This window comes from Aquiluna sp. (assembly GCF_965064355.1).
The window spans coordinates 1-20,486 of the sequence record NZ_CBCHRQ010000007.1 but is presented as its reverse complement, the minus strand read 5'-3'; the positions used below and the strand labels follow the sequence as shown (position 1 = coordinate 20,486).

Here is a 20,486-nt window from a genome sequence, read left to right as displayed (position 1 = left end):
ACTAGTTTCTAGGGCGCAATTCCGCGACCATTGGGCACACAAATGGATCTACGTTATTGCTCAGCCCCACCTTGTTCAGGTGCTGCATGATCATCTTGTAGCTGGCGAGTAGGTTCATCTCAACCATGGTGACGTCATTCTGGCGGCAGTACTCCGAAACAATCGCGTGTGCCTTGCGAAGGTACGGTCTGGCCATCGAAGGGAACAGGTGGTGTTCAACCTGGTAGTTCAATCCACCCATTAGGTTGTCTTTGAGCCAGCTGCCCTTGATGTTGCGAGAGGTCAATACCTGACGAGAGAAGAAGTCCAAGTTGGAATCTTTTTCAATTAGCGGCATGCCCTTGTGGTTTGGAGCGAAAGCGGCACCCATAAAGAAACCAAAGCTCATCATCATTACAAACCACATGGCCATTGCCCAGAACGGTCCAAACATAATCGCCAGCACAACGTAAGGAGCGAACTGACGAATCAGCATGAGCGAGAACTCCAAGATACGAATACCCAGCGAGCGATCCTTGCGACCCATCCCAGCTACTGAATCCAACAGCAGGTCAAAACCGGTGAAAAGCAATAGCAATGGGAAGAGGTAACCCTGGCGGTCAGAGAACCAGCGCTCGATACCCTTCTTGGACATTTTTGATTCGGTGGTGAAGCTCAGAACACGAATCGCGATGTCTGGATCCTCACCAATTTGGTTTGGTCGCTGGTGGTGCTTATTGTGCTTTTTTAGCCAAAAGCCATAAGACAAACCTGCAAACAGATTCGCCAAAATCAAACCGGTCCAGTCGTTTAGCTTGTTGTTTCTAAAGATCTGTCGGTGGGCTGCCTCATGGGCGATAAATCCGTACTGCGCACTCATTACGCCGAGCAGCGCCACAATGGCGAAGGCCAAAACCATCCACCAACCGTTGATAGTTGCTGCCCAGGCTAGAAAGCCAGCACCGGTCCACAAAGCGGATGCAATCACGCTAATGACGACTAGGCGAATGATGTAGAAGCTTGGTTTCTTCTTTAGGTAACCAGCTTCTCGAACCAAGTTTAGCACCTGGGAGAAGTTGGAGGGAGTACCAGTAAGAGTTGCAGTCATTTGTTGAGTCTATGCGAAGGGTTGAGCCTCACTACTCCGACACAGCAAACTCACACCTTGTAAGAATCAACCTCAATTTCAACCAACATGGCTGGATTGATGAACCTGAGGCCAGCAAGGATGGTTGCCGCGGGTCTGATTTCGGAAAACAGCTCACCGTTGGCCTTGCCAGCGGCATCCATATCGCTCTCGTTAGCAAGATAGATGCGCACTCGGACCACGTCCTTGAGAGAGTGTCCCGCCTGCGCAAGGGCATGCTCGATGATCTGATATGCCACCTTGGTCTGGCCATAAGCATCACCCTCGTGCTGAAGCACCCCATCAACCGTTGCTGTCGTTCCAGCTACGTGAACAAAGGGTCCAGTCACTGTCGCTCTCGAATAACCAATAATGGACTCCCAAGGCCCACCAGATGAAATCAACTTGTCCGCAGTCATAGCTTTCCTTCGCCTCAAAACTTGAGGCCAAACCTAGCAGCGAGCAGGCCCAAAAAGAAAAGCGGGGGCTTGCTTACAGTTCTTCGGTCATCTTCTTGAGGTAAGGCGTTAGCTTTTCATAGAAGGTCGATGTGGAGATGCCGTAGACCTTCTGAAAGTTAGTTTCCCAATTGGTTGAAGTCTCAAATTCCTTGAAGAGCTCAACAATTTTCTGATGGCCGTAAACCGCCACCAGTACTTCCGTGCCGTAGCTTCCAAGTAGGTAAGCCAACGATGTTTTTTCTGAATCCCAAGGTGCTAGTTCCACCAGCGTGAAAAGTTTTGATGTGTTTGCCGGGCTGCCAGCAGACAGCACTTGCTTGAGAGACTGTGAGGAAAAGTTTGTTGCGACCAGCGCGCTTGCGTCACTTGCGTACTGCTTGTGGATACCCGATCGAATTGTCTTGTTGGGGTCAATCAGCAGGTAACCGGTTGCCTCACCATAGAACTGTGCTCCGCCCTCGAGTAACCAAAGCGGCATTCGCTGTTGGTTTGGGTAGGCCAGTTTTGACTGCGCCAGGTGAGTGAACTCATGCCCGGCTGTAGAGCGGTTCCAGCCAAGCTGGCCTAGGTTCATACCCTGTTCGAAGACAAACTTGCCGGTGGCTCCGACCGTTGCAGTGGCATTACCGCAGTAGTTGAGATTGCAGCTATTCAAGATGCCGGACCACTGCACTGGGTTTCCAGACTCTTCGACGTACTTGCTTGCCGCCCAAGCCAAATCCTGCTGCACATACCAAATGATGCTGATGCGATCGGCGGGAGCAAAGACGGGACCCCAGAGATCAATCGCACGGTTTAGATCTGGCTTCACCGCATCAAGGGTGCTGGTGGCGACGTTCTGTCCAACGAAGTAACTGACACTGAGCTTGCTGGATCCGTTTTTCAAAATTGCTGCATTGACCGAAGCTCGCGAGAAGTCATAAACACCCGCCACGCTCAGATTATCCAGAGTGGGCGGCTGCGCTGGTGATGATGTGTTTGTTGGCTTTGGGGAAGAGATTGTTGTGGGTTTACCCCAGACCAATTTCATGCCGCTTTTTACACAGGTGTATTTCTTGGTTCCAACCACCTGGATCTTGCCAACCGGCTTACAGACCGCTCCAATTTTTGGAGCAGGTGCGGGTTTTGGCGCAGCTCCCGAGCTGATCGGTCCAGTGGACAACGCTATGAGTGTTGCAAGAAAAAGCCCGAATAATCTCTTCAAAATATCTCTCGTCCCTTAACCACAAGCTACTCGCTTGCGGGCTATGTTTCCAACGCGGAGCGGGTGTGGCCGAGTTGGGATCATTGAAGGATAAACAACGTCCAGTGACTTTTTTTGATTTTCCAAGCGGAGAAGTTATGGCCACCGCTTGTGGACCTTAAGCTGAACGGCAATGAAGACTCAGGCCGAAAAACTCAAATCCGAACAGTGTCGGAGAATCTTGGTTGAGTTAGAAACGAACCACAGGACCGCAGAAGAACTTGTCAAACTCACCAAGCTCACCCTTGGATCAATAATCAAGCATCTAGACGTGCTGTTCGAGGCAAACCTTGTGGTCCTACATGAAGACGGAAAGGTTTCGCTTAGACGTTGAAGCGGAACTCCACCACGTCGCCGTCGTTCATGACGTATTCCTTGCCCTCCATGCGGACCTTGCCCTGGGCCTTGGCCTCCGCCATCGAGCCTGCAGCATCTAAATCTGCGAAAGACACAACCTCGGCCTTGATAAAGCCGCGCTCGAAGTCGGTGTGGATCACACCGGCTGCCTGCGGAGCCTTCCAGCCCTTGCGGATGGTCCAGGCACGAGACTCTTTTGGACCCGCGGTTAGGTAGGTCTGAAGACCTAGGGTTTGGAAACCAACGTGTGCCAACTGGTCTAGTCCAGATTCTTCTTGACCAAGCGACTGCAACAGCTCCTGGGCCTCTTCGTGGCTGAGATCAATCAACTCAGACTCGACCTTGGCGTCGAGGAACACTGCCTTGGCAGGAGCTACCAAAGCTGCAAGTTCGGCACGCTTGGACTCGCTGGTGAGCACAGCCTCATCAACGTTGAACACAAACAAGATTGGCTTGGCTGTTAGCAGACCTAGGTCCTTGATCGGGCCGAGGTCGACCTTGCTCAGAGAGAGTGGAGTGCCATCGTTTAGGACCTTGAGCGCCTCATCGATGGTTTCTAGAACCTCAGGCTCAGCCTTTTTGCCCTTTACTTCCTTCTCCACGCGAGGTCTGGTCTTCTCCAAGGTCTGAAGATCGGCCAGGATCAGCTCGGTGTTGATGGTTTCGATATCGCTCTTGGCATCAACCTTGCCGTCAACGTGAACCACATCTGAGTCTGCAAATCCACGCACTACCTGGGCAATGGCATCAGCCTCGCGAATATTCGCTAGGAACTGGTTTCCCAATCCTTCACCCTCGCTTGCACCTCGAACGATGCCGGCGATGTCAACAAATGAGACTGGGGCAGCGAGAATGCGCTCCGAACCAAAAATCTCAGCAAGGCGGGTAAGCCTGGCGTCTGGAAGGTTCACCACACCAATATTTGGCTCGATGGTTGCGAACGGGTAGTTCGCCGCCAGAACGTTGTTCTTGGTAAGTGCGTTGAAGAGGGTCGACTTGCCAACATTTGGCAGTCCCACGATTCCGATAGTTAAGGCCACCGCGAAAGCTTATTGCCTCATAATTGCCTGATGGCCCTGGACTTTACGGCAATCGACTTTGAAACTGCGAACGGATCCCCCGCGTCCCCTTGTGCGGTGGGCTTGGTGAGGGTTCGAGACGGCCAAATTCAAGAATCACTTTCAATGTTGTTTCAGCCCCCTTTTCCAAATAATTGGTTCCACGAGGGCAATATCCGCGTGCACGGGATTCGCCCCGAAGATGTAATCGATGCCCCGAACTGGGAAGACGTTCTTCCAGATCTTTTGCTTTTCACCGAGGGACTGCCGTTTATTGCTCATAACGCATCCTTTGATATGGGAGTACTTCGAGCATCTGCCCAGGCGGTCAACTTTGACCTGCCGGATTTGAGTTACGCGTGCAGCCTTCTGATGTCTAGGCGCACCTATGCGCTCGAGAGTTATCGACTCAACGCTGTGGCTTACGCGGTCGGTCACGAGGAGTTCAACCACCACGATGCTTTAGCGGATGCCGACGCCTGCGCAAGGATTGTGATTCACATGGCCTCTCGACACGAGGCCGAGTCCCTGGAAGAGCTCCTGAAAGCAACCCGGCAGGTGCTAAAGCCGCTAAATGTCTGATGCCACTGCGATACTTCAAGTATGGAATTTCAGATTTGGCTTGTTCTTAACGCAGTAATAGTCGGAGTAGTACTCGGCGCGATTTTTGGCTACGGATTTGGCAAGCGCAAAGCGACAACAGCGAACCCAGAGCTCTCCAGCAAGATCGCGGCCCTAGAGGCCACCGAGTTGGAACTTAGAACTCAGCTTGCTAAAGCGGACCTCGCTTTGGAGCAGCAACGCCTCCAGCAAGACCAAGAAAACAAAGTACTGGTCCAACTTGCCCCGGTAAAAGAGCAGCTCACCAAAATGGGTGAGGTGGTTGCGAATTTGGAGAAAGAACGCGCCAGCCAGTTCAACACCATTTCCGAGCAGCTTAGAAATGCTGTGCAGAGCGATGAGACGCTTCGCAAGCAAACTCAGCAGCTTGCCCAAGCCCTAAGCTCCAACTCCCTTCGAGGTGTTTGGGGTGAGACTCAACTGAGGAAGTTGATTGAGCTTTCGGGTCTTATCAAGCACGCAGACTTCTCCGAGCAGGTCACGATTACCACCGAGGCCGGGCCTGGTCGAGTAGATGTTGTAATCAATTTGCCAAGCGGTAAAAAGCTTGCCATCGACAGCAAGGTTCCTTTCAACTCCTACCAGGAGGCCAGCGCGATCTCCGAATTGGCAACCGGAGAGGAACTGGCGAGGCGCGAGCGCTTATTGGAAGAGCACGTCAAGGCATTCCGCAAGCACATCGATGACCTGGGGTCCAAGCAATATTGGACTGGGCTTGATTCATCACCAGATTTCACGATTTGCTTCGTTCCAAGTGAATCGCTGCTGTCTGCGGCGCTGGAGTACGATGCTGGTCTGCTGGAGTACGCATTCAAGAAAAACGTTGCGGTCGCATCTCCGGTAACGCTTTATTCGGTGCTGAAAACCATTAGCCACATCTGGCGCCAAAATGCCGATGAGACTCAACTCAAGACCCTGCTAAAACTCGGTAAAGAGCTCTATGAGCGAGTCGGAAAAATTGCTCAGTTGGCAGACAAGCTTGGGCGATCGATGACCACTAGCGTCAAGGATTACAACAGTTTTGTGTCCTCGCTTGAGACCAGGATGCTAGTGACCGCAAGGCGCTTAAACGACCTAGACGAGAACGAACTCGGCATCGAGACAATCGAAGCGCCAAAAGAAATTACAGAGGCACCTTCAACAATCACCGCCAAGGAGATCGAAGGCTAGCCTTAGATGGTGGTTTATTGGCTATAGTGAATGCTGCGCCTACAACGATGTGAGTGCTACATCTATTTTTCTCACATCTAGGAGTCCCTGATGGCTGGCATAAAATCGCCAATCGTTACTCTCACCCCATCTCCAACGCTGGATCGAACCTACTTCGTAACGAATCTGGTCGAAGGTGGCGTCAATCGCGCTGAGCGCGTTGGCGAGGAGCTTGCCGGCAAGGGCATCAACGTATCGCGCGGCCTTCGGTTGGCGAATATCCCAGCCCCTGGAGTGGTTCCAATTGGAAACGCTGACCCAACGGTTCTAGAGCGAACCGGCTCTGGGTTCATTTCTCCGGTCTGGATTGAAGGAACCTTGCGAGTTTCAACCACGATCGTTGAGTACGACGGCCCAACCACCAAAATCAACGAGAGCCCAAGACCGCTTAAGCAAAGAGATTGGGACGCGGTGGTAGCGCTAACCGAGAAGACCGTATTGGATAACGATGCCCAGTGGCTAGTTGTTGCCGGAGCTCACCCTCAAATTGAAGAGACCGGTGAGGTCATTGACCTGCACCCGCTGTTTGATCGTATGAAATCGATCGGCGTAAAAGTGATCCTGGACACCTCGGGTCCTGCTCTTAGGTACTGGGCTCAGCAGGGCAAGGCCACCATCATGAAGCCAAACGCTCACGAGCTAGCAGAGTGCGTAGGTAGAGACCTGAACACCGTTGGCGAAGTTATTGATGCTGCTCGCGAACTAAACGACTGGGGCGTTGACTGTGTCATGGCTTCTCTAGGCGTTGACGGCATTGTTGCGATTACCAAGACTCACGCCATTCACGCCTACACCCCACCTGTAAAGGTGATCAACACCGTTGGTGCTGGCGACTCAACAATCGCCGGCTTCTTGGCTGCCGTAACCCAGCATCCATCAAGCCCAGAGGCATTTGGCGTTGGCTTTGACGTAGCTGAAGGCATTGCGGCTGCAGTGCAGTGGGGTGCCGCAAAGGTTCAGCAGCCAACCAGTGGTTTGCACTCTATCGAAAACTTGGTTAATCCAACCGTAGAACTGATTCCAGATCGCAGCCGCCTACTTGGCGAGCCAGCTAAGGCCTAAGGAGGCTCGCATGGGTGTAGTAAACAGCGAACAATACGTAGAGATGCTAAACCGCGCCAAGACTGGTGGATTCGCTTATCCTGCGATCAACGTCTCTAGTTCCCAGACTCTAAACGCAGCACTTGCGGGTTTGCAGGCTGCCGGTTCGGACGGCATTTTGCAGGTCACCACCGGTGGTGCTGACTACTGGTCCGGCCCAACCGTGAAGAATCGTGTCTCGGGTGCTCTCGGTTTTGCAGCATTCGCTCGCGAAGTTGCAAAGAACTACGACATCAAGGTTGCGCTGCACACCGACCACTGCAACTTCGAGCAGCTGGATAGTTTTGTAAAGCCACTTATCGCTCTTTCCGAAGAGAGCGTGAGGGCTGGCGGCGAGGCTATTTTCAACTCTCACATGTGGGATGGTTCAGAAGTTCCGCTGGCCCAGAACCTTGAGCTTGCCAAAGAATTCCTAGCCCGTACCAAGAACATCGGATCCATTCTGGAGATTGAAGTCGGTGCAGTTGGTGGCGAGGAAGATGGCGTTAAAGGTGCAATTGATGAGCACCTGTACACCACTGTGGCAGATGGATTTGCTACCGCAGAGGCTCTAGGGCTTGGTGAGAACGGTCGCTACATGGCGGCATTGACCTTCGGAAATGTCCACGGTGTCTACAAGCCAGGAAACGTAAAGCTACGTCCAGAACTGCTTAAGCAGATTCAGGACGAGGTTGGCGCAAAGTACGGCAAACAGCTGCCTTTTGACCTTGTCTTCCACGGTGGTTCTGGTTCGACCGAGCAAGAGATCTCTGATGCTGTGAAGTACGGCGTTATCAAGATGAACATCGACACCGACCTGCAGTACGCATTCACCCGCCCGGTTGTTGATCACATGCTCAAGAACTACGACGGCGTATTGCGAATTGATGGCGAAGTTGGAAACAAGAAGCTTTATGACCCACGCGCATGGGGCAAATCCGCAGAAGCTGGCATGTCTGCTCGCGTTGTTGAGGCAGCTACTCAGCTTGGCTCAGCCGGAAAGTCTAAGTGGTAGAAAACCCCTCTGAGCGAAGCCCGTTTTATGAAAACGGGCTTCCTCGCTTTAAGGGTGAATACCTAAAGGGCGAGATGCACGGACCCTGGGAGTTTTTCCGCAAGGACGGCAGCCTGATGCGATCTGGTGAATTCAACCAAGGAACCCAAATTGGCATCTGGCGTACTTTTGACCGCGCTGGAAAACTGGTTTCAGAAAAGAATCTGGGTTAGCTTCGCGGAGCCTTGTTGCTGACGTCTTCGCCAGCAGCCTTGAGGTCCTTGCGCAACTCCTTTGGAAGCGAGAACTGAACATCTTCTTCTGCGGTGGTAACTGTCCGGACGTCTCCATAGCCACGCTCTGCCAAATAGGCAAGCACTCCATCGACTAGGTCCTCAGGAACGCTGGCACCGGATGAGATTCCTACGGTCTTCACGCCTTCGAACCACTGCTCTTCAATCTCAGTTGCATCGTCAACGCGGTAGGCAGCTTTAGCTCCCGCATCCAGTGCCACCTCAACCAAACGAACCGTGTTGGATGAGTTGGCAGAACCGACGACAATAACCAAATCGCTTTCCGCGCCAACCTTTTTGATGGCAACCTGCCGGTTTTGAGTCGCGTAGCAAATGTCATCGCTTGGCGGGTTCTGCAAAGTTGGGAACTTCTCGCGAAGTTTGATAACCGTCTCCATGGTCTCATCCACCGACAAGGTGGTTTGGCTTAGCCAAATAACCTTGGATGGGTCCTTGATCTTTGCCTTGGCAATTCCTTCAGGGCCGTCGACCAACTGCACGGCGTGTGGGGCTTCGCCGGCGGTGCCTTCGACTTCCTCGTGTCCCTCGTGACCAACCAAAAGGATGTCGTAACCCTCTTTGTCAAAGCGCTGAACCTCGCGGTGAACTTTGGTCACCAGCGGGCAGGTGGCGTCGATGGTCTGCTGGTTACGAGCTTCGGCCGCTTCGATGACTGCAGGAGATACCCCATGAGCGGAGAAAACCATGATGCAGCCCTCAGGAGCTTCATCAACCTCATCCACGAAAATCGCTCCGCGACGTTCTAGTGAGGCAACCACGTGCTTATTGTGGACAATCTGCTTGCGCACGTAGATCGGCGCACCGTAGTGATCGAGAGCCTTTTCAACGGCAATAACAGCACGGTCTACGCCTGCGCAGTAGCCTCTGGGTGCTGCCAACAGCACCTTGTTGGTGCCGAAACTGTCGGCCTGGTCGGTATCCTTGATGATAGTCACCACACAATTCTACGAAAGCGACCAAGGAGGCCGGATTGGAAACTAATTCGGTTACTGATAGTCAATCACGAGTTAGCACCGAGAATTCCCCCTGGCAGGTGTCTCAGCTTTCAAAAAGCCTAAGAGATTGGATCGACAAGCTCGGTCGCGTCTGGGTAGAAGGTGAATTGCAGGCCTACTCAGAAAAGCCAGCTGGCGTTTTTGCATCGATTCGCGATTTAGACGTCGAAATGTCGGTAGAGATCCACGCTTTTACTAATTCCGGAGCCGAGATTGCTCCCGGTCTTGCCCAGGGAGACCGAGTTGTTGCGCTACTGCAACCAACTTTCTGGCCCAAAAACGGCAAGCTCACAATGCGGATCATGCAAATGCACAAGGTTGGTCTTGGAGAACTGCTCGAGCGCCTAGAGCGTCTAAAAGTTCAACTGATTTCCGAGGGCTTAGCCGATCCGGCTCGAAAGAAGCCACTACCGTTCTTGCCAAACAAAATTGGTTTGATCACCGGTGCGGACTCGGATGCAGAAAAGGATGTCCTGCAAAATGCCAGACTTCGTTGGCCAGAGGTGCAGTTTCAGGTTCAGCACACCCACGTTCAGGGCGATAAGGCAGTGAATGAAATCCTGCTTGCCCTTGGGGTGCTAGAGGCAGACCCGGAAGTTGATGTAATCATCATCGCTCGCGGTGGCGGCAGCTTCCAGGACCTACTCCCCTTTAGCGATGAGCGATTGGTTAGAGCTGCAGCAAAACTAAGCAAGCCGTTCGTCTCGGCTATTGGACACGAAAATGACCAGCCGCTTTTGGATCTGGTCGCAGACCTAAGGGCCTCGACCCCAACTGATGCTGCCAAGCGAGTCGTTCCAGATGTGGTTGAAGAACGTCGTGGGCTTGCGATCTCGATCCAGCGAATGCGAGTTCGAGTTGGTAGCTACCTAGATTCTCAGTCGCAGCTTTTGCAACAGCTGATCTCGCGACCAGTGATTGAATCACCGTATGGCTTTGTTGACGCGCAGGCCGAGGTGATTGCAGGCGGTGCCCGCCGTATACGAGAAATTTTTGACTTTAGGTTGCAGCGCGGTCAGGGAGAAATCAAACAGCTCCACGCTCAAACCAGATCACTTTCGCCACAACTGACCCTGGAGCGCGGTTACTCTGTGATTACTGACGAAAACGGTAAACCGCTGAGCAAAATTACCAAGTCAAAAAAACTTCAAATAAGAACCAGCAAGCAAGAAATCTCCGCAACCGCAGACGAAGTAAGGGACATCAAATGAGCAAAGACATTTCGGCCTTGAGCTACGAAGAAGCCCGTGACGAGCTTCAGAAGGTTGTTGCCGAGCTGGAGCAGCAGAATGTCCCCCTAGAGGCCTCTATGGCGCTCTGGGAGCGCGGTGAGGCCCTTGCCAAGCACTGCGAGCAGTGGCTCAGCGGCGCGAGGAAGAAGCTGGATGCTGCGATGCAGCAGAAAGACTCCAAGTGAGTATTAGCGCAGCAGAACGCCGAGCAAAGCAAACTGTCCGCAATTTGATTTATTCGCTTTTGGTGACCCTGTCTTTGACACTGGTCATTGTGATGATTGTTCCTCGTGACGATGGCAATCGAATTCAACCAATTGACTACATCGCAATCACCGAAACCGTCCAGGCCTCGGTGCCAGAAGAATTGATTGCTCCAAAACTGGCAACCGATTGGTGGGCAAACGCTGCCCGCGTGGAAAATGACATGGGAGTCGAGACTTGGTATGTCGGCTACATCACCCCGGATGACCAGTACATCGGACTTACGCAGGCCTTTGAATCAAATACCTCTTGGCTGGCAAACAAACTGCAAGGAAACTGGTTAGACGTAACCTTAGAGATCGAAGGTAGAACCTGGGAGGTTTGGCCGACTCTACTTCCATCGGTTCCAAAGGGAACCAAGGAATACGCCATGGTCCACAGTTTTGATAAGCAGGCTGTAGTCATATACGGCACCGCCACCGAAGAAGACTTTCTAAAGCTAGCCACACAAATCAGCATCGATCTAACTAAGGGGAACTAATGGGCAGGCCACAAACCGGTAAAGACGCCTGGAAGCTACTGATTGATGGCAACCAGAACTTCGTCCATGGCACGCCAGCACACCCCCGCCAAGATGCCGATGTTCGGCGGGCAATAGCTAACAAGCAAACCCCCTTTGCCGCCCTATTTGGCTGCTCAGACTCCAGGCTCGCCGCCGAAATGATCTTCGATGTGGGGTTGGGCGATTTGTTTGTGGTTCGAAATGCGGGTCAGGTTATTGCCGAGACCATTTTGGGTTCCTTGGAGTTTGCAGTTGAGGTGCTCAAGGTGCCGCTGATTTTGGTATTGGGTCACGATGAGTGCGGAGCTGTGCGCGCAACTATGGACGCTGCAGCCGGCAAATTGCAGGTCGAAGGTGAATTCATCCACAAACTTGTTGACAGAATCATGCCAACGGTGGAGCGCAGCCATGCCGCCGGCGATACCTCGATCGATGACATCACCGCCAGACACGTGGCCGACACGATTGAAGAACTACTGGAGAGTTCGAATGTGATTTCTAACGCCGTGAAAACTGGCAAACTTGCTGTCGTAGGTGCCAACTACAAACTTGAACTGGGCGATATCCACATGGTGGTTTCGCACGGAGACCTCTAACGAGAAATTAGAAAAGAGCCAAGCATGGAATACCGCATTGAACACGACACCATGGGTGAGGTTAAAGTCCCAATCAATGCCCTCTATCGCGCCCAGACCCAGCGTGCGGTCGAGAACTTCCCTATCAGTGGTTCAGGGCTAGAAAAAGAACACATCATCGCACTGGCTCGCATCAAAAAAGCTGCTGCTCAGGCGAACAACAAACTTGGAATCCTTGCTGATGACATCACCTCTGCGATTGTCGCAAGTGCCGAGGAAATCATCACGGGTCACCACCTAGATCACTTCCCGGTCGATGTTTTCCAGACCGGCAGCGGCACCAGCTCAAATATGAACATGAACGAAGTTCTAGCGACCCTGGCGACCAAGAAGCTTGGCAAGGAAGTTCACCCAAATGACCACGTGAATGCTTCGCAGTCATCCAATGATGTTTTCCCAACCTCGGTTCACGTTGCCGTGACCAACGCACTGGTCAACGACCTGCTCCCTGCCCTTGACTACCTCGCAGGCTTCCTAGAGGTAAAGGCCAAGGCTTGGGCTGGATACGTAAAGCCAGGCCGTACCCACCTGATGGATGCCACCCCAGTAACCTTCGGCCAGGAGTTTGCCGGCTATGCAGCGCAGATCCGCTACGGCATCGAGCGAATCAACTCAGCCCTGCCACGAGTAGCAGAAGTGCCTCAGGGTGGAACGGCGACTGGAACTGGTATCAACACCCCTAAGGGCTTTCCTCAAGAGGTAATCAGTCTTTTGGCTAAAGACACCGGCTTACCAATTACCGAGGCTAGGGACCACTTTGAAGCTCAAGGAGCACGTGACGCACTTGTTGAAGCTTCCGGTGCCCTAAAGGTCATCGCGGTCAGCCTCACCAAGATCAACAACGATTTGCGCTGGATGGGCTCTGGTCCCAACACTGGCCTAGGCGAGTTAAACATTCCCGACTTGCAGCCTGGAAGCTCAATCATGCCGGGCAAGGTGAACCCTGTAATCCCAGAGGCAGTGTTGATGGTTTGTGCTCGCGTAATCGGAAATGATGCCACCGTTACTTGGGCTGGCGCATCTGGAAACTTCGAGCTGAATGTTGCAATTCCAGTGATGGGCAATGCGCTACTAGAGTCCATTCGCTTGCTTTCAAACTCAATGCGCGTGCTTGCGGACAAAACCATTGCGGGACTTGAGGTGAACGTTGAGCGCTCTAAGGCTCTTGCAGAATCCAGCCCGTCGATTGTGACACCGCTAAACAAGTTCATTGGCTACGAGGCTGCAGCGAAGATCGCCAAGCACTCGGTGGCCAAGGGGCTAACTGTTCGTGAGGCGACAATTGAACTCGGTTATGTCGACGGCGAGAAGCTAACCATGGAGCAGTTGGATAGGGCGCTAGACGTCATGCCAATGACTCGCCCACCGCAGTAAGGATTTGCCAGCTGGGTGAAATTGCTGCAAGGCAGAAGCCAAGAAGTAGAAAAGGCCCCAGAGCTATGTGCTCCTTGGGGTCTTTTTTCTTAATCCAAATCGCAATTGCGAATACGTTCGCAGTCAGAAGTCCAAGCGCTAGGGAGATAAGGACCAGCCAGCCGTCATGCCATGCCAGCCAGCCATTCAGCGAAATCAGCAGCTTCACATCACCCATGCCCAAGTCAGCGAAACGTGCCAGCAACCAACCGATTAGAAATGTCAGAACCATTGCCACCAAGCTGGCTAAGAGCTTTTGATACTCACCGGCGAATAGTCCGTATCCCGCAAGCGATACAGCCGTCACGGCAATCAGTGGCAAGGTGTAGCTATTGGGTAGTCGATGTTCTTTGAAGTCTCTAATAGCAAGCGGAACGGCAAAAGCGAGAACAAGTGCAATTGGAATCAGAAGGACTAACTTAGCCATTCCAAAAAGCTAGTGAGATACCCGCCTAGTTGCTGCGGGCTCTCCACAGGCTAATCAAGCAGGTTGGTAACCAGTGCCGCAATCTCGCTTCGCTCGGAGCGGGTGAGAGTGATGTGGCTGAAAAGCTCTTGCCCCTTGAGGGTTTCAACAACCGATGCAATACCGTCGTGACGACCAACCCTTAGGTTGTCGCGCTGAGCGACGTCGTGAGTCAAAACCACTCGCGACTTCTGGCCAATTCTCGAAAGCATGGTCAGTAGCACATTGCGCTCCAATGACTGAGCTTCATCCACAATCACAAAGGTGTCGTGAAGTGAGCGGCCTCGGATGTGAGTAAGTGGCAAGACCTCGAGGATGCCGCGGTTCATGACCTCGTCAATGACCTCCTTGGAGACCAAAGCCCCCAGGGTGTCAAAGACTGCCTGAGCCCAAGGGTTCATCTTCTCAGCCTCGCTACCAGGCAGGAATCCAAGCTCCTGGCCACCAACTGCGTAGAGCGGTCGGAAAACCATAATCTTCTTGTGCTGGCGACGCTCTAGAACCGATTCAAGCCCTGCGCAAAGCGCCAATGCGCTCTTACCGGTTCCTGCCCGACCACCAAGGGAAACAATTCCAATTTCAGGGTCCAGCAGGGCATCTATTGCGAGACGCTGTTCAGCAGAACGACCGTGTAACCCGAAGATGTCTCTATCTCCGCGAACCAATCTCACAGTCTTGGATGCGGTCACACGACCCAGGGCACTGCCGCGCTCGGAGTGAATCACCAAGCCGGTGTTGATCGGCAGGTCCTTCGCATCCTTGTGCTTGATTTCCTCGGTGTCGTAGAGGTCTGCCATCTCATCGCCGGAGAGGTTTAGGTCTACTAGGCCGTCCCACTCTTCGCTGGCAAGTTCGTGTAGGTACTCCTCGGCTCGCATGCCAATCGCCGATGCCTTGACGCGCATTGGTAAGTCCTTGGATACGACGGTTACATCAAAGCCTTCACTCTTTAGGTTGGCAGCAACCGCCAAAATCCTGGAGTCGTTGTCCCCTAGCTGGAACCCTGTCGGCAAGATCGACTGATCGATGTGATTGAGCTCGACTCTGAGGGTTCCACCATCTCCGACCTCGACAGGAAAGTCGAGCCGCTCGTGCTTTTTGCGAAGGTCATCTAAAAAGCGCAGAGCTTTTCTTGCGAAGTAGCCGATCTCAAGATCGTTGCGCTTTTTTTCGAGTTCGTTAATAACCACAATCGGCAAAACAACTTCGTGCTCCGCGAATCTAAACATTGCCTTTGGATCAGAAAGTAGAACCGATGTGTCGATTACAAACGTTCTGATCGCCGTTGCCTTGCTGGTGGATTTTGCCTTGCCGCTCACCGCCTCAGGGGAAACAGTCTTGGAATTTGATGACTTTGACCTGGGGCTTGAGTTAGCTGGCACCGGTTCTCCTTCTATGGCGACCTGATGCGAATCTACGCCTGGGTTTTGCTCCAAGGCGGTCGTGACACGCCCAAACCTTTGAGCGTTATCAAGCTGTTTACCTAGCTACCAAAACGGCGGTGTCGACGCTGAAAATCTCTAAGTGCTCGAAGGAAATCTACCCTTCTAAAATCAGGCCAAAGTGCCTCTGCAAAGTAAAACTCACTGTTAGCGCTTTGCCACAGCAAAAAGCCACTCAAACGCTGCTCGCCAGAGGTGCGGATCAATAAATCTGGGTCTGGCTGCCCGCCGGTGTAAAGATGCTCAGTAATTAACTCAGGGGTTAAAAAGTCTGCAAGTTCATCGATTGTGGTGCCCTGGTCGGCATGCTTTTTCAGGATTGAACGCATGGCGTCTGCAATCTCTTTTCGACCACCGTATGCCACAGCAAGATTTACATGCGTGCCTGAGTTCTTGGCGGTTTTGTTCTCTACCTCTGCTAAACGTTGGGCAGCAGTATCCGGCAAGGTCGCTACATCCCCCACCACCTGAAGCTGCCAGCGGCCTTTGACGGCTAGTTCCTCTGCCAGGGACACAATAATCTCAATCAGGTCCTCAAGTTCCTCTGAGTGCCTGCCTTTTAGGTTGTCGGTTGACAACAGGTAGAGAGTTACGTGGTCGATACCGAGGTCAGAGCACCAACCTAAAAAGTCGATGATTTTCTTGGCACCAGCTTGGTGACCCTGGCCGGCCTTTTCTAGACCCTGCAGCGATGCCCAGCGCCGATTTCCATCAACCATGACGCCAATGTGTCGCGGCATATCCGCTGGGCGGAGTCTGTTCTCGATTTGCTTTTCATAAAAGCGATAGAGGAGTTTCTGCACGCCTAAAGGTTATTGCAACTTCCAAGGTGAATAGGTGGCTTAGGGTAGCAATATGAGTTTCGAGCCAGACCCATTACACGTTCCGCTTTCGGAGCTAAAGGGAGCGGTCCACCAAACTGAGCTAAAGCCAAGCTGGCGAGGCTGGATCCACACCGGGGTATTGCCGCTGGTCGTCGCAGCCGGGGTCGTGCTAATTGTTTTCTCCGATGGCTGGGTTGCTAAAACAGCGGCAGCTATCTACTTCGCGAGCTCGATCCTGCTATTTGGAAATTCTGCGCTTTACCACCGCTTCAATTGGCGACCAAGTATCAAAAAGCTTCTCAAGCGCATTGATCACGCCAACATCTTCTTGCTGATCGCCGGCACTTACACTCCACTGAGCGTCTCTGCGCTAAGCGCTGACGACGGCGGACTGCTGTTGGCCGCGGTTTGGATAATTGCGGTGTTTGGGGTCGGGTTCCGCGTTTTTTGGATCAACGCCCCGCGCTGGCTATATGTCCCTATCTACCTAGCCCTTGGTTGGGCCGCCGTGTTTTATATCGGCGACTTCTTTGAAGCCAACTGGGTAGTTATGGTGTTGGTCATAGCCGGTGGACTGATGTATTCGGTGGGAGCTGTGGTTTACGGTCTAAAGCGGCCAAACCCGATTCCAAAGCACTTTGGGTTCCACGAGATTTTCCACGCTTTGACCGTGGCGGCATTCTTCTGCCACTGGGTGGCAGCGCTGTTGGTTGGACTTAGTCCGATTGCTGGTTCGCTCGGTTCGGTTTAGCCGGAGGAGCTGGGCGCTCAGGCTTTGCAACCTCCATGTTCAAAAGCTCCTCGGCTGCTAGCTTCTGACGAATCTCGGAGCGGTAGCGTGTGCGTCGAACCCTACGGTTCATATCAAAAAACAATCCCACTGCGATCAGCGCTACTCCAAATGTGGCAATGAATCCGATCGTTCCCGGGGAGTTGTAGGTATCGTCAGGAACCGGAGTCGGGTTTGTAGTTACAGCTAGAAGTGCACTCAGCAAGAAGTCCATATCTCAAGTATCCCTCACCTGGCATAACCTAGAGGCATGGCAGCGCAAGAAAATGAACTGATGGCGAATCGCTATGGTCAAAAACCAAAGCTTTCGCGCAAGCGTTGGCTGTGGATTTCTGCGGCTGGTGTGGCATTTTTAGCGCTCGGATCGCTTGCGGCCGCAATGGCAAATTTCAACCCGGTCCAATCTAAGGACATTGGTTTTTCGGTCAAGGGTCCGACCCAAGTTGTTCTGGATTTTGAGATTTCAAAGCCAAGGGAAGCTACCGCCATTTGCACGCTCGAGTCTCTAAACGAGCAATTTGGGCAGGTGGGCTTCAAGGAAATAGAAATAGGACCGCAGCCAACCGACACCGTGAGGCTAAGCGTGAGCATAAACACCACCGAATTGGCAACTACAGCCTTGGTAGATGAGTGCCGTCTCAAGTAGTATTTTGCAATCGCCCAGAATTGGGCAATCCCCCGAAACCTCCAAGAAGTGAACTATGACTGATGCAATGCTGCTCACCCAGGCCGCCTATGACCGCCTGAAGGACGAGCTCACCCAGTTGATAACTGTTGGTCGCCACGACATCGCAAAGCGCATCCAGGACGCTCGTGAAGAGGGAGACCTCAAGGAAAACGGTGGCTATCACGCAGCCAAGGAGGAGCAGGGAAAGATCGAGGCACGCATCAACCGTCTCGAAGAAATTCTTGCCACATCCGAAATCGGCACCGCAGATGCCAGCGATGGGATTGTGAAGCAGGGCTTGATGATCAAGTGCAAGCTCAACGGTCGGCCAGCAGAGTTCTACCTTGGATCTCATGAGGCTTTTGAGGGATCCGAATTCGAAGTTCAGATCGAAGAGGGCGACCTCGACGTATACAGCCCGGATTCTCCAATTGGTCAGCAGGTATTGGGCAAGAAGGTCGGCGACCAGGTCAGTTACTCGGCTCCAAACGGCAAAGAGATCACCGTTGAAATTGTTGCTGTGGAGAACTTCGAGTTTTAGTCTTCGTGCAGCTTCGGGTTTAGCCCGGCTGCCTTGAGCGACTTCATAAGGTCTTTGCGGTGCTCTTTGCCACGGGTCTCAACGCTTAGGTTTAGCTCAACCTCAGAAATTTGTAGCCCATTGCCGTGTCTGGTGTGAAGCACCTCGACCACGTTGGCATGAGCGGCCGCGACTGCTTCAGCGGTTCGAACCAGCTGGCCTGGACGGTCTGGAAGCATCACTGAGATGTTTGTGTAGCGCTCGGATGCTGCAAGGCCGTGGCGAATTACTCGCTGCATCAAAAGTGGGTCGATGTTGCCACCGGACAGCACGATTGCGGTGGTGCCCTTGAGCTTTAGCTTTCCAGCCAGGACCGCTGCAACCCCGACTACGCCACCAGCTTCAACTACAAGCTTTGAACGCTCCAAAACGGCAAGCATCGCCTTCGCGATCTCATCCTCAGTAACTGTCACGATCTTGTCGATGTGCTCTACCACCAAATCGAAGGGGATCTTGCCTGGTTTCGCAACTGCGATTCCATCCGCGATGGTTGGCTGAATCTTGATCTCGGTTGGCTTACCTGCTTTTAGCGAACCTGGCCAGCTTGCCGCCGCCTCTGCTTGGACTGCAAACACCTTGATCTTGCGTCCAAGGGCTTGGGCCTTGAGCTTTGCTGCGGTTGCTACTCCGGCGGTAAGGCCGCCGCCGCCAAGGCAAACCAAGATGTTGTCTACCTCGGGTAGCTGCTCCATGATTTCAAGTGCAACGGTGCCCTGTCCGCGGATGATGTCCATGTCATCAAAGGGTGGGATAAAAACCGCACCGGTTTGGGTCGTAAATTCTTTAGCCGCCACTAGTGTCTCGTCGAAGATTGCTCCGGTTAGCACCACATTTGCCCCGTAGCCCAGGGTCGCCTCGTACTTTGGAAGTGATGCGCCGACCGGCATGAAGATTGTGGATTTCATGCCGAGCATCTTGGCTGCTAGCGCAACACCCTGGGCGTGATTGCCGGCGGATGCGGCAACTACTCCCCTGGCCTTTTCTTCGTCTGAGAGCTGGCTCATCATGTTGTAAGCACCGCGGAGCTTATAAGCGCCGGTGCGCTGCAGGTTCTCACACTTGAACCAAATTGGTGTTCCGGTGAGTTCTGATAGCCAATGGCTTTCCAAAACTGGAGTCTTTATCGCAATGGCGCGCACGTTCTCCAGGGCGTCGTAGAACTCATTCAAAGTTGGAAACTTGTTGCTAGCCATTGGTATACCTGCAATCTAAAGGTGTTTCAAAGTCTAGCGATTAGAACGAGGTGCCAATCTTGCTAAGTCGCTCAATGCGCTTTGGAATTGGCGGGTGAGTTGAGAAGGCACGCTCGACCAAGCCAGGCTTGATTGGGTCGTTTATATACATGTGCGCCATCGAGCTAGATGCTCGGCGCATTGGCCGGCCATACTCGCCAAGTTTCTGCAAAGCCGAGGCCAGACCCTCTGGGAAACGAGTGATCTGGGCACCGGTGGCATCCGCAAGGTACTCACGCTGCCTTGAAACAGCGGCGGAAACCAGTGGACCAATCAGTGCGGCGATAATCCAACCGACCACACCAACCAATATCAAAACGATCTGCAACTGACCCGCATCTCGGTTTCTACTTGACCCAGAGAACCAAGCCATGCGAATTGCAAAGTCAGCGAGGATACCGACCGCGGAAACCAAACCAAAGACAATTGTCGAAACCCTGATGTCGTAGTTTTTTACGTGACCAAGCTCGTGGGCCATAACGCCTTCAAGTTCTCGATCGTTCATGATGTCCATCAATCCGGTCGTTGCGGCAACAATCGCATTCTTTGGATCACGGCCGGTGGCAAAAGCATTTGGGGCCGAATCATTGATGATGTAGACCTTTGGCATTGGCATGCCCTGCGAGATCGATAGATTCTCGACCACTCGCCAAAGTCTTGGATTGTCAGATTTCTGTATTTGATGGGCACCGCTCATCGCTATTGCTAGCGAGCTTGCGGCGAAGTACTGAAACAGCGCGTAGCCGAAGACAAAGGCAATTATCCAAAGAGCGCTTGACCCATTGCCGCTGGCGGTTCCCCACCAAAAGGCAAGGCCACCCAAAAGCAGCACAAAGCCGCCGACGATAAATAACGTATTGCGCTTATTCGCGGCTATTGCCGAATACAAAGTGGCCTCTTAGAACTTGACCGTAGGAGGCTCTTGAATCGCAGCTGGATTCTCAACCTCAAAGAATTCACGAGAGGTAAAGCCAAGGGAACGGGCAAAGGCGTTGGTTGGGA

General features: G+C 52.8%; 25 protein-coding genes. 14 read left to right on the top strand and 11 right to left on the bottom strand.

Annotated elements, in window-relative coordinates:
• Position 1: 1 nt before the first annotated feature.
• From AC128V_RS01500 to AC128V_RS01490, 3 genes are all read right to left on the bottom strand, one after another.
• Positions 2–1,087, bottom strand: a complete 1,086-nt coding sequence (locus tag AC128V_RS01500) for a fatty acid desaturase family protein (RefSeq protein WP_482762913.1) — start codon at positions 1,085–1,087, stop codon at positions 2–4.
• 50 nt (positions 1,088–1,137) lie between these two features.
• On the bottom strand, positions 1,138–1,524 hold the full coding sequence (locus tag AC128V_RS01495) for a RidA family protein (RefSeq protein ID WP_482762912.1): 387 nt from the start codon (positions 1,522–1,524) through the stop codon (positions 1,138–1,140).
• Positions 1,525–1,597: 73 nt separating this feature from the next.
• Positions 1,598–2,728 (bottom strand): hypothetical protein, encoded by a 1,131-nt coding sequence (locus AC128V_RS01490; protein ID WP_482762911.1) that lies wholly within the window; start codon positions 2,726–2,728, stop codon positions 1,598–1,600.
• A 214-nt stretch (positions 2,729–2,942) separates the two neighbouring features.
• Here AC128V_RS01490 and AC128V_RS01485 point away from each other — a divergent pair, with 214 nt between their 5' ends.
• The gene (locus AC128V_RS01485; RefSeq protein ID WP_482762910.1) at positions 2,943–3,143 is read left to right on the top strand and encodes an ArsR family transcriptional regulator; all 201 of its coding nucleotides are present in this window, start codon (positions 2,943–2,945) and stop codon (positions 3,141–3,143) included.
• Here the strand turns inward: AC128V_RS01485 and ychF are convergent.
• Positions 3,133–4,206, bottom strand: a complete 1,074-nt coding sequence (gene ychF / locus AC128V_RS01480) for a redox-regulated ATPase YchF (RefSeq protein ID WP_482762909.1) — start codon at positions 4,204–4,206, stop codon at positions 3,133–3,135. The genes AC128V_RS01485 and ychF overlap by 11 nt on opposite strands.
• Before the next feature lie 30 nt (positions 4,207–4,236).
• Here ychF and AC128V_RS01475 point away from each other — a divergent pair, with 30 nt between their 5' ends.
• From AC128V_RS01475 to AC128V_RS01455, 5 genes are all read left to right on the top strand, one after another.
• Entirely contained in the window at positions 4,237–4,806 is a 570-nt protein-coding gene (locus AC128V_RS01475; protein ID WP_482762908.1) for an exonuclease domain-containing protein, read from the top strand.
• 21 nt (positions 4,807–4,827) lie between these two features.
• Positions 4,828–6,015, top strand: a complete 1,188-nt coding sequence (locus AC128V_RS01470; protein WP_482762907.1) for a DNA recombination protein RmuC — start codon at positions 4,828–4,830, stop codon at positions 6,013–6,015.
• A gap of 90 nt (positions 6,016–6,105) precedes the next feature.
• Positions 6,106–7,116 (top strand): 1-phosphofructokinase family hexose kinase, encoded by a 1,011-nt coding sequence (locus AC128V_RS01465; protein ID WP_482762906.1) that lies wholly within the window; start codon positions 6,106–6,108, stop codon positions 7,114–7,116.
• A 10-nt stretch (positions 7,117–7,126) separates the two neighbouring features.
• Complete coding sequence (gene fbaA / locus AC128V_RS01460; RefSeq protein ID WP_482762905.1) at positions 7,127–8,149, top strand: class II fructose-bisphosphate aldolase; 1,023 nt, start codon at positions 7,127–7,129, stop codon at positions 8,147–8,149.
• Positions 8,143–8,361: a toxin-antitoxin system YwqK family antitoxin gene (locus tag AC128V_RS01455; RefSeq protein WP_482762904.1), complete on the top strand. Its 219-nt coding sequence runs from the start codon at positions 8,143–8,145 to the stop codon at positions 8,359–8,361. Before fbaA ends, AC128V_RS01455 begins: the two co-directional genes overlap by 7 nt.
• On the opposite strand, the gene AC128V_RS01450 is transcribed toward AC128V_RS01455, so the two are convergent.
• A complete protein-coding gene (locus tag AC128V_RS01450) occupies positions 8,358–9,380 on the bottom strand; it encodes a 4-hydroxy-3-methylbut-2-enyl diphosphate reductase (protein WP_482762903.1) in 1,023 nt (340 codons plus the stop codon). The two genes, AC128V_RS01455 and AC128V_RS01450, sit on opposite strands and share 4 nt — an antisense overlap.
• Positions 9,381–9,412: 32 nt before the next feature.
• Between AC128V_RS01450 and xseA the strand changes: the two genes are divergently transcribed.
• From xseA to AC128V_RS01425, 5 genes are read left to right on the top strand one after another with little or no spacing between them, the layout of a single operon-like run.
• Complete coding sequence (gene xseA / locus AC128V_RS01445) at positions 9,413–10,648, top strand: exodeoxyribonuclease VII large subunit (protein ID WP_482762902.1); 1,236 nt, start codon at positions 9,413–9,415, stop codon at positions 10,646–10,648.
• Positions 10,645–10,854, top strand: a complete 210-nt coding sequence (locus AC128V_RS01440; RefSeq protein WP_482762901.1) for an exodeoxyribonuclease VII small subunit — start codon at positions 10,645–10,647, stop codon at positions 10,852–10,854. Before xseA ends, AC128V_RS01440 begins: the two co-directional genes overlap by 4 nt.
• Positions 10,851–11,414, top strand: coding sequence for a DUF4245 domain-containing protein (locus AC128V_RS01435; RefSeq protein WP_482762900.1), 564 nt, complete (start codon positions 10,851–10,853; stop codon positions 11,412–11,414). The genes AC128V_RS01440 and AC128V_RS01435 overlap by 4 nt, the downstream gene beginning before the upstream one ends.
• A complete protein-coding gene (locus AC128V_RS01430; RefSeq protein WP_482762899.1) occupies positions 11,414–12,031 on the top strand; it encodes a carbonic anhydrase in 618 nt (205 codons plus the stop codon). The genes AC128V_RS01435 and AC128V_RS01430 overlap by 1 nt, the downstream gene beginning before the upstream one ends.
• Positions 12,032–12,055: 24 nt before the next feature.
• The gene (locus tag AC128V_RS01425; protein WP_482762898.1) at positions 12,056–13,444 is read left to right on the top strand and encodes a class II fumarate hydratase; all 1,389 of its coding nucleotides are present in this window, start codon (positions 12,056–12,058) and stop codon (positions 13,442–13,444) included.
• Here the strand turns inward: AC128V_RS01425 and AC128V_RS01420 are convergent.
• From AC128V_RS01420 to AC128V_RS01410, 3 genes are all read right to left on the bottom strand, one after another.
• A complete protein-coding gene (locus AC128V_RS01420) occupies positions 13,416–13,910 on the bottom strand; it encodes a prepilin peptidase (RefSeq protein ID WP_482762897.1) in 495 nt (164 codons plus the stop codon). The two genes, AC128V_RS01425 and AC128V_RS01420, sit on opposite strands and share 29 nt — an antisense overlap.
• A gap of 50 nt (positions 13,911–13,960) precedes the next feature.
• A complete protein-coding gene (gene phoH2 / locus AC128V_RS01415; RefSeq protein WP_482762928.1) occupies positions 13,961–15,268 on the bottom strand; it encodes an RNA 5'-3' helicase PhoH2 in 1,308 nt (435 codons plus the stop codon).
• Positions 15,269–15,432: 164 nt separating this feature from the next.
• On the bottom strand, positions 15,433–16,194 hold the full coding sequence (locus AC128V_RS01410) for an isoprenyl transferase (RefSeq protein WP_482762896.1): 762 nt from the start codon (positions 16,192–16,194) through the stop codon (positions 15,433–15,435).
• A 52-nt stretch (positions 16,195–16,246) separates the two neighbouring features.
• On the opposite strand from AC128V_RS01410, the gene trhA reads away from it, so the two are divergent.
• Complete coding sequence (trhA, locus tag AC128V_RS01405; protein WP_482762895.1) at positions 16,247–16,966, top strand: PAQR family membrane homeostasis protein TrhA; 720 nt, start codon at positions 16,247–16,249, stop codon at positions 16,964–16,966.
• On the opposite strand, the gene AC128V_RS01400 is transcribed toward trhA, so the two are convergent.
• The gene (locus AC128V_RS01400) at positions 16,932–17,219 is read right to left on the bottom strand and encodes a hypothetical protein (RefSeq protein WP_482762894.1); all 288 of its coding nucleotides are present in this window, start codon (positions 17,217–17,219) and stop codon (positions 16,932–16,934) included. The genes trhA and AC128V_RS01400 overlap by 35 nt on opposite strands.
• Before the next feature lie 36 nt (positions 17,220–17,255).
• On the opposite strand from AC128V_RS01400, the gene AC128V_RS01395 reads away from it, so the two are divergent.
• Both AC128V_RS01395 and greA read left to right on the top strand, forming a co-directional pair.
• Positions 17,256–17,651, top strand: coding sequence for a DUF4307 domain-containing protein (locus tag AC128V_RS01395; protein WP_482762893.1), 396 nt, complete (start codon positions 17,256–17,258; stop codon positions 17,649–17,651).
• A 55-nt stretch (positions 17,652–17,706) separates the two neighbouring features.
• Positions 17,707–18,213 carry a transcription elongation factor GreA gene (greA, locus tag AC128V_RS01390; RefSeq protein WP_482762892.1) on the top strand — a complete coding sequence of 169 codons (507 nt, stop codon included), beginning with the start codon at positions 17,707–17,709 and terminating at the stop codon, positions 18,211–18,213.
• Here the strand turns inward: greA and ilvA are convergent.
• Together ilvA and AC128V_RS01380 are read right to left on the bottom strand one after the other, a co-directional pair.
• On the bottom strand, positions 18,210–19,445 hold the full coding sequence (ilvA, locus tag AC128V_RS01385; protein ID WP_482762891.1) for a threonine ammonia-lyase: 1,236 nt from the start codon (positions 19,443–19,445) through the stop codon (positions 18,210–18,212). The two genes, greA and ilvA, sit on opposite strands and share 4 nt — an antisense overlap.
• Before the next feature lie 40 nt (positions 19,446–19,485).
• Positions 19,486–20,373 carry a M48 family metallopeptidase gene (locus AC128V_RS01380; protein ID WP_482762890.1) on the bottom strand — a complete coding sequence of 296 codons (888 nt, stop codon included), beginning with the start codon at positions 20,371–20,373 and terminating at the stop codon, positions 19,486–19,488.
• Positions 20,374–20,486 lie beyond the last annotated feature (113 nt).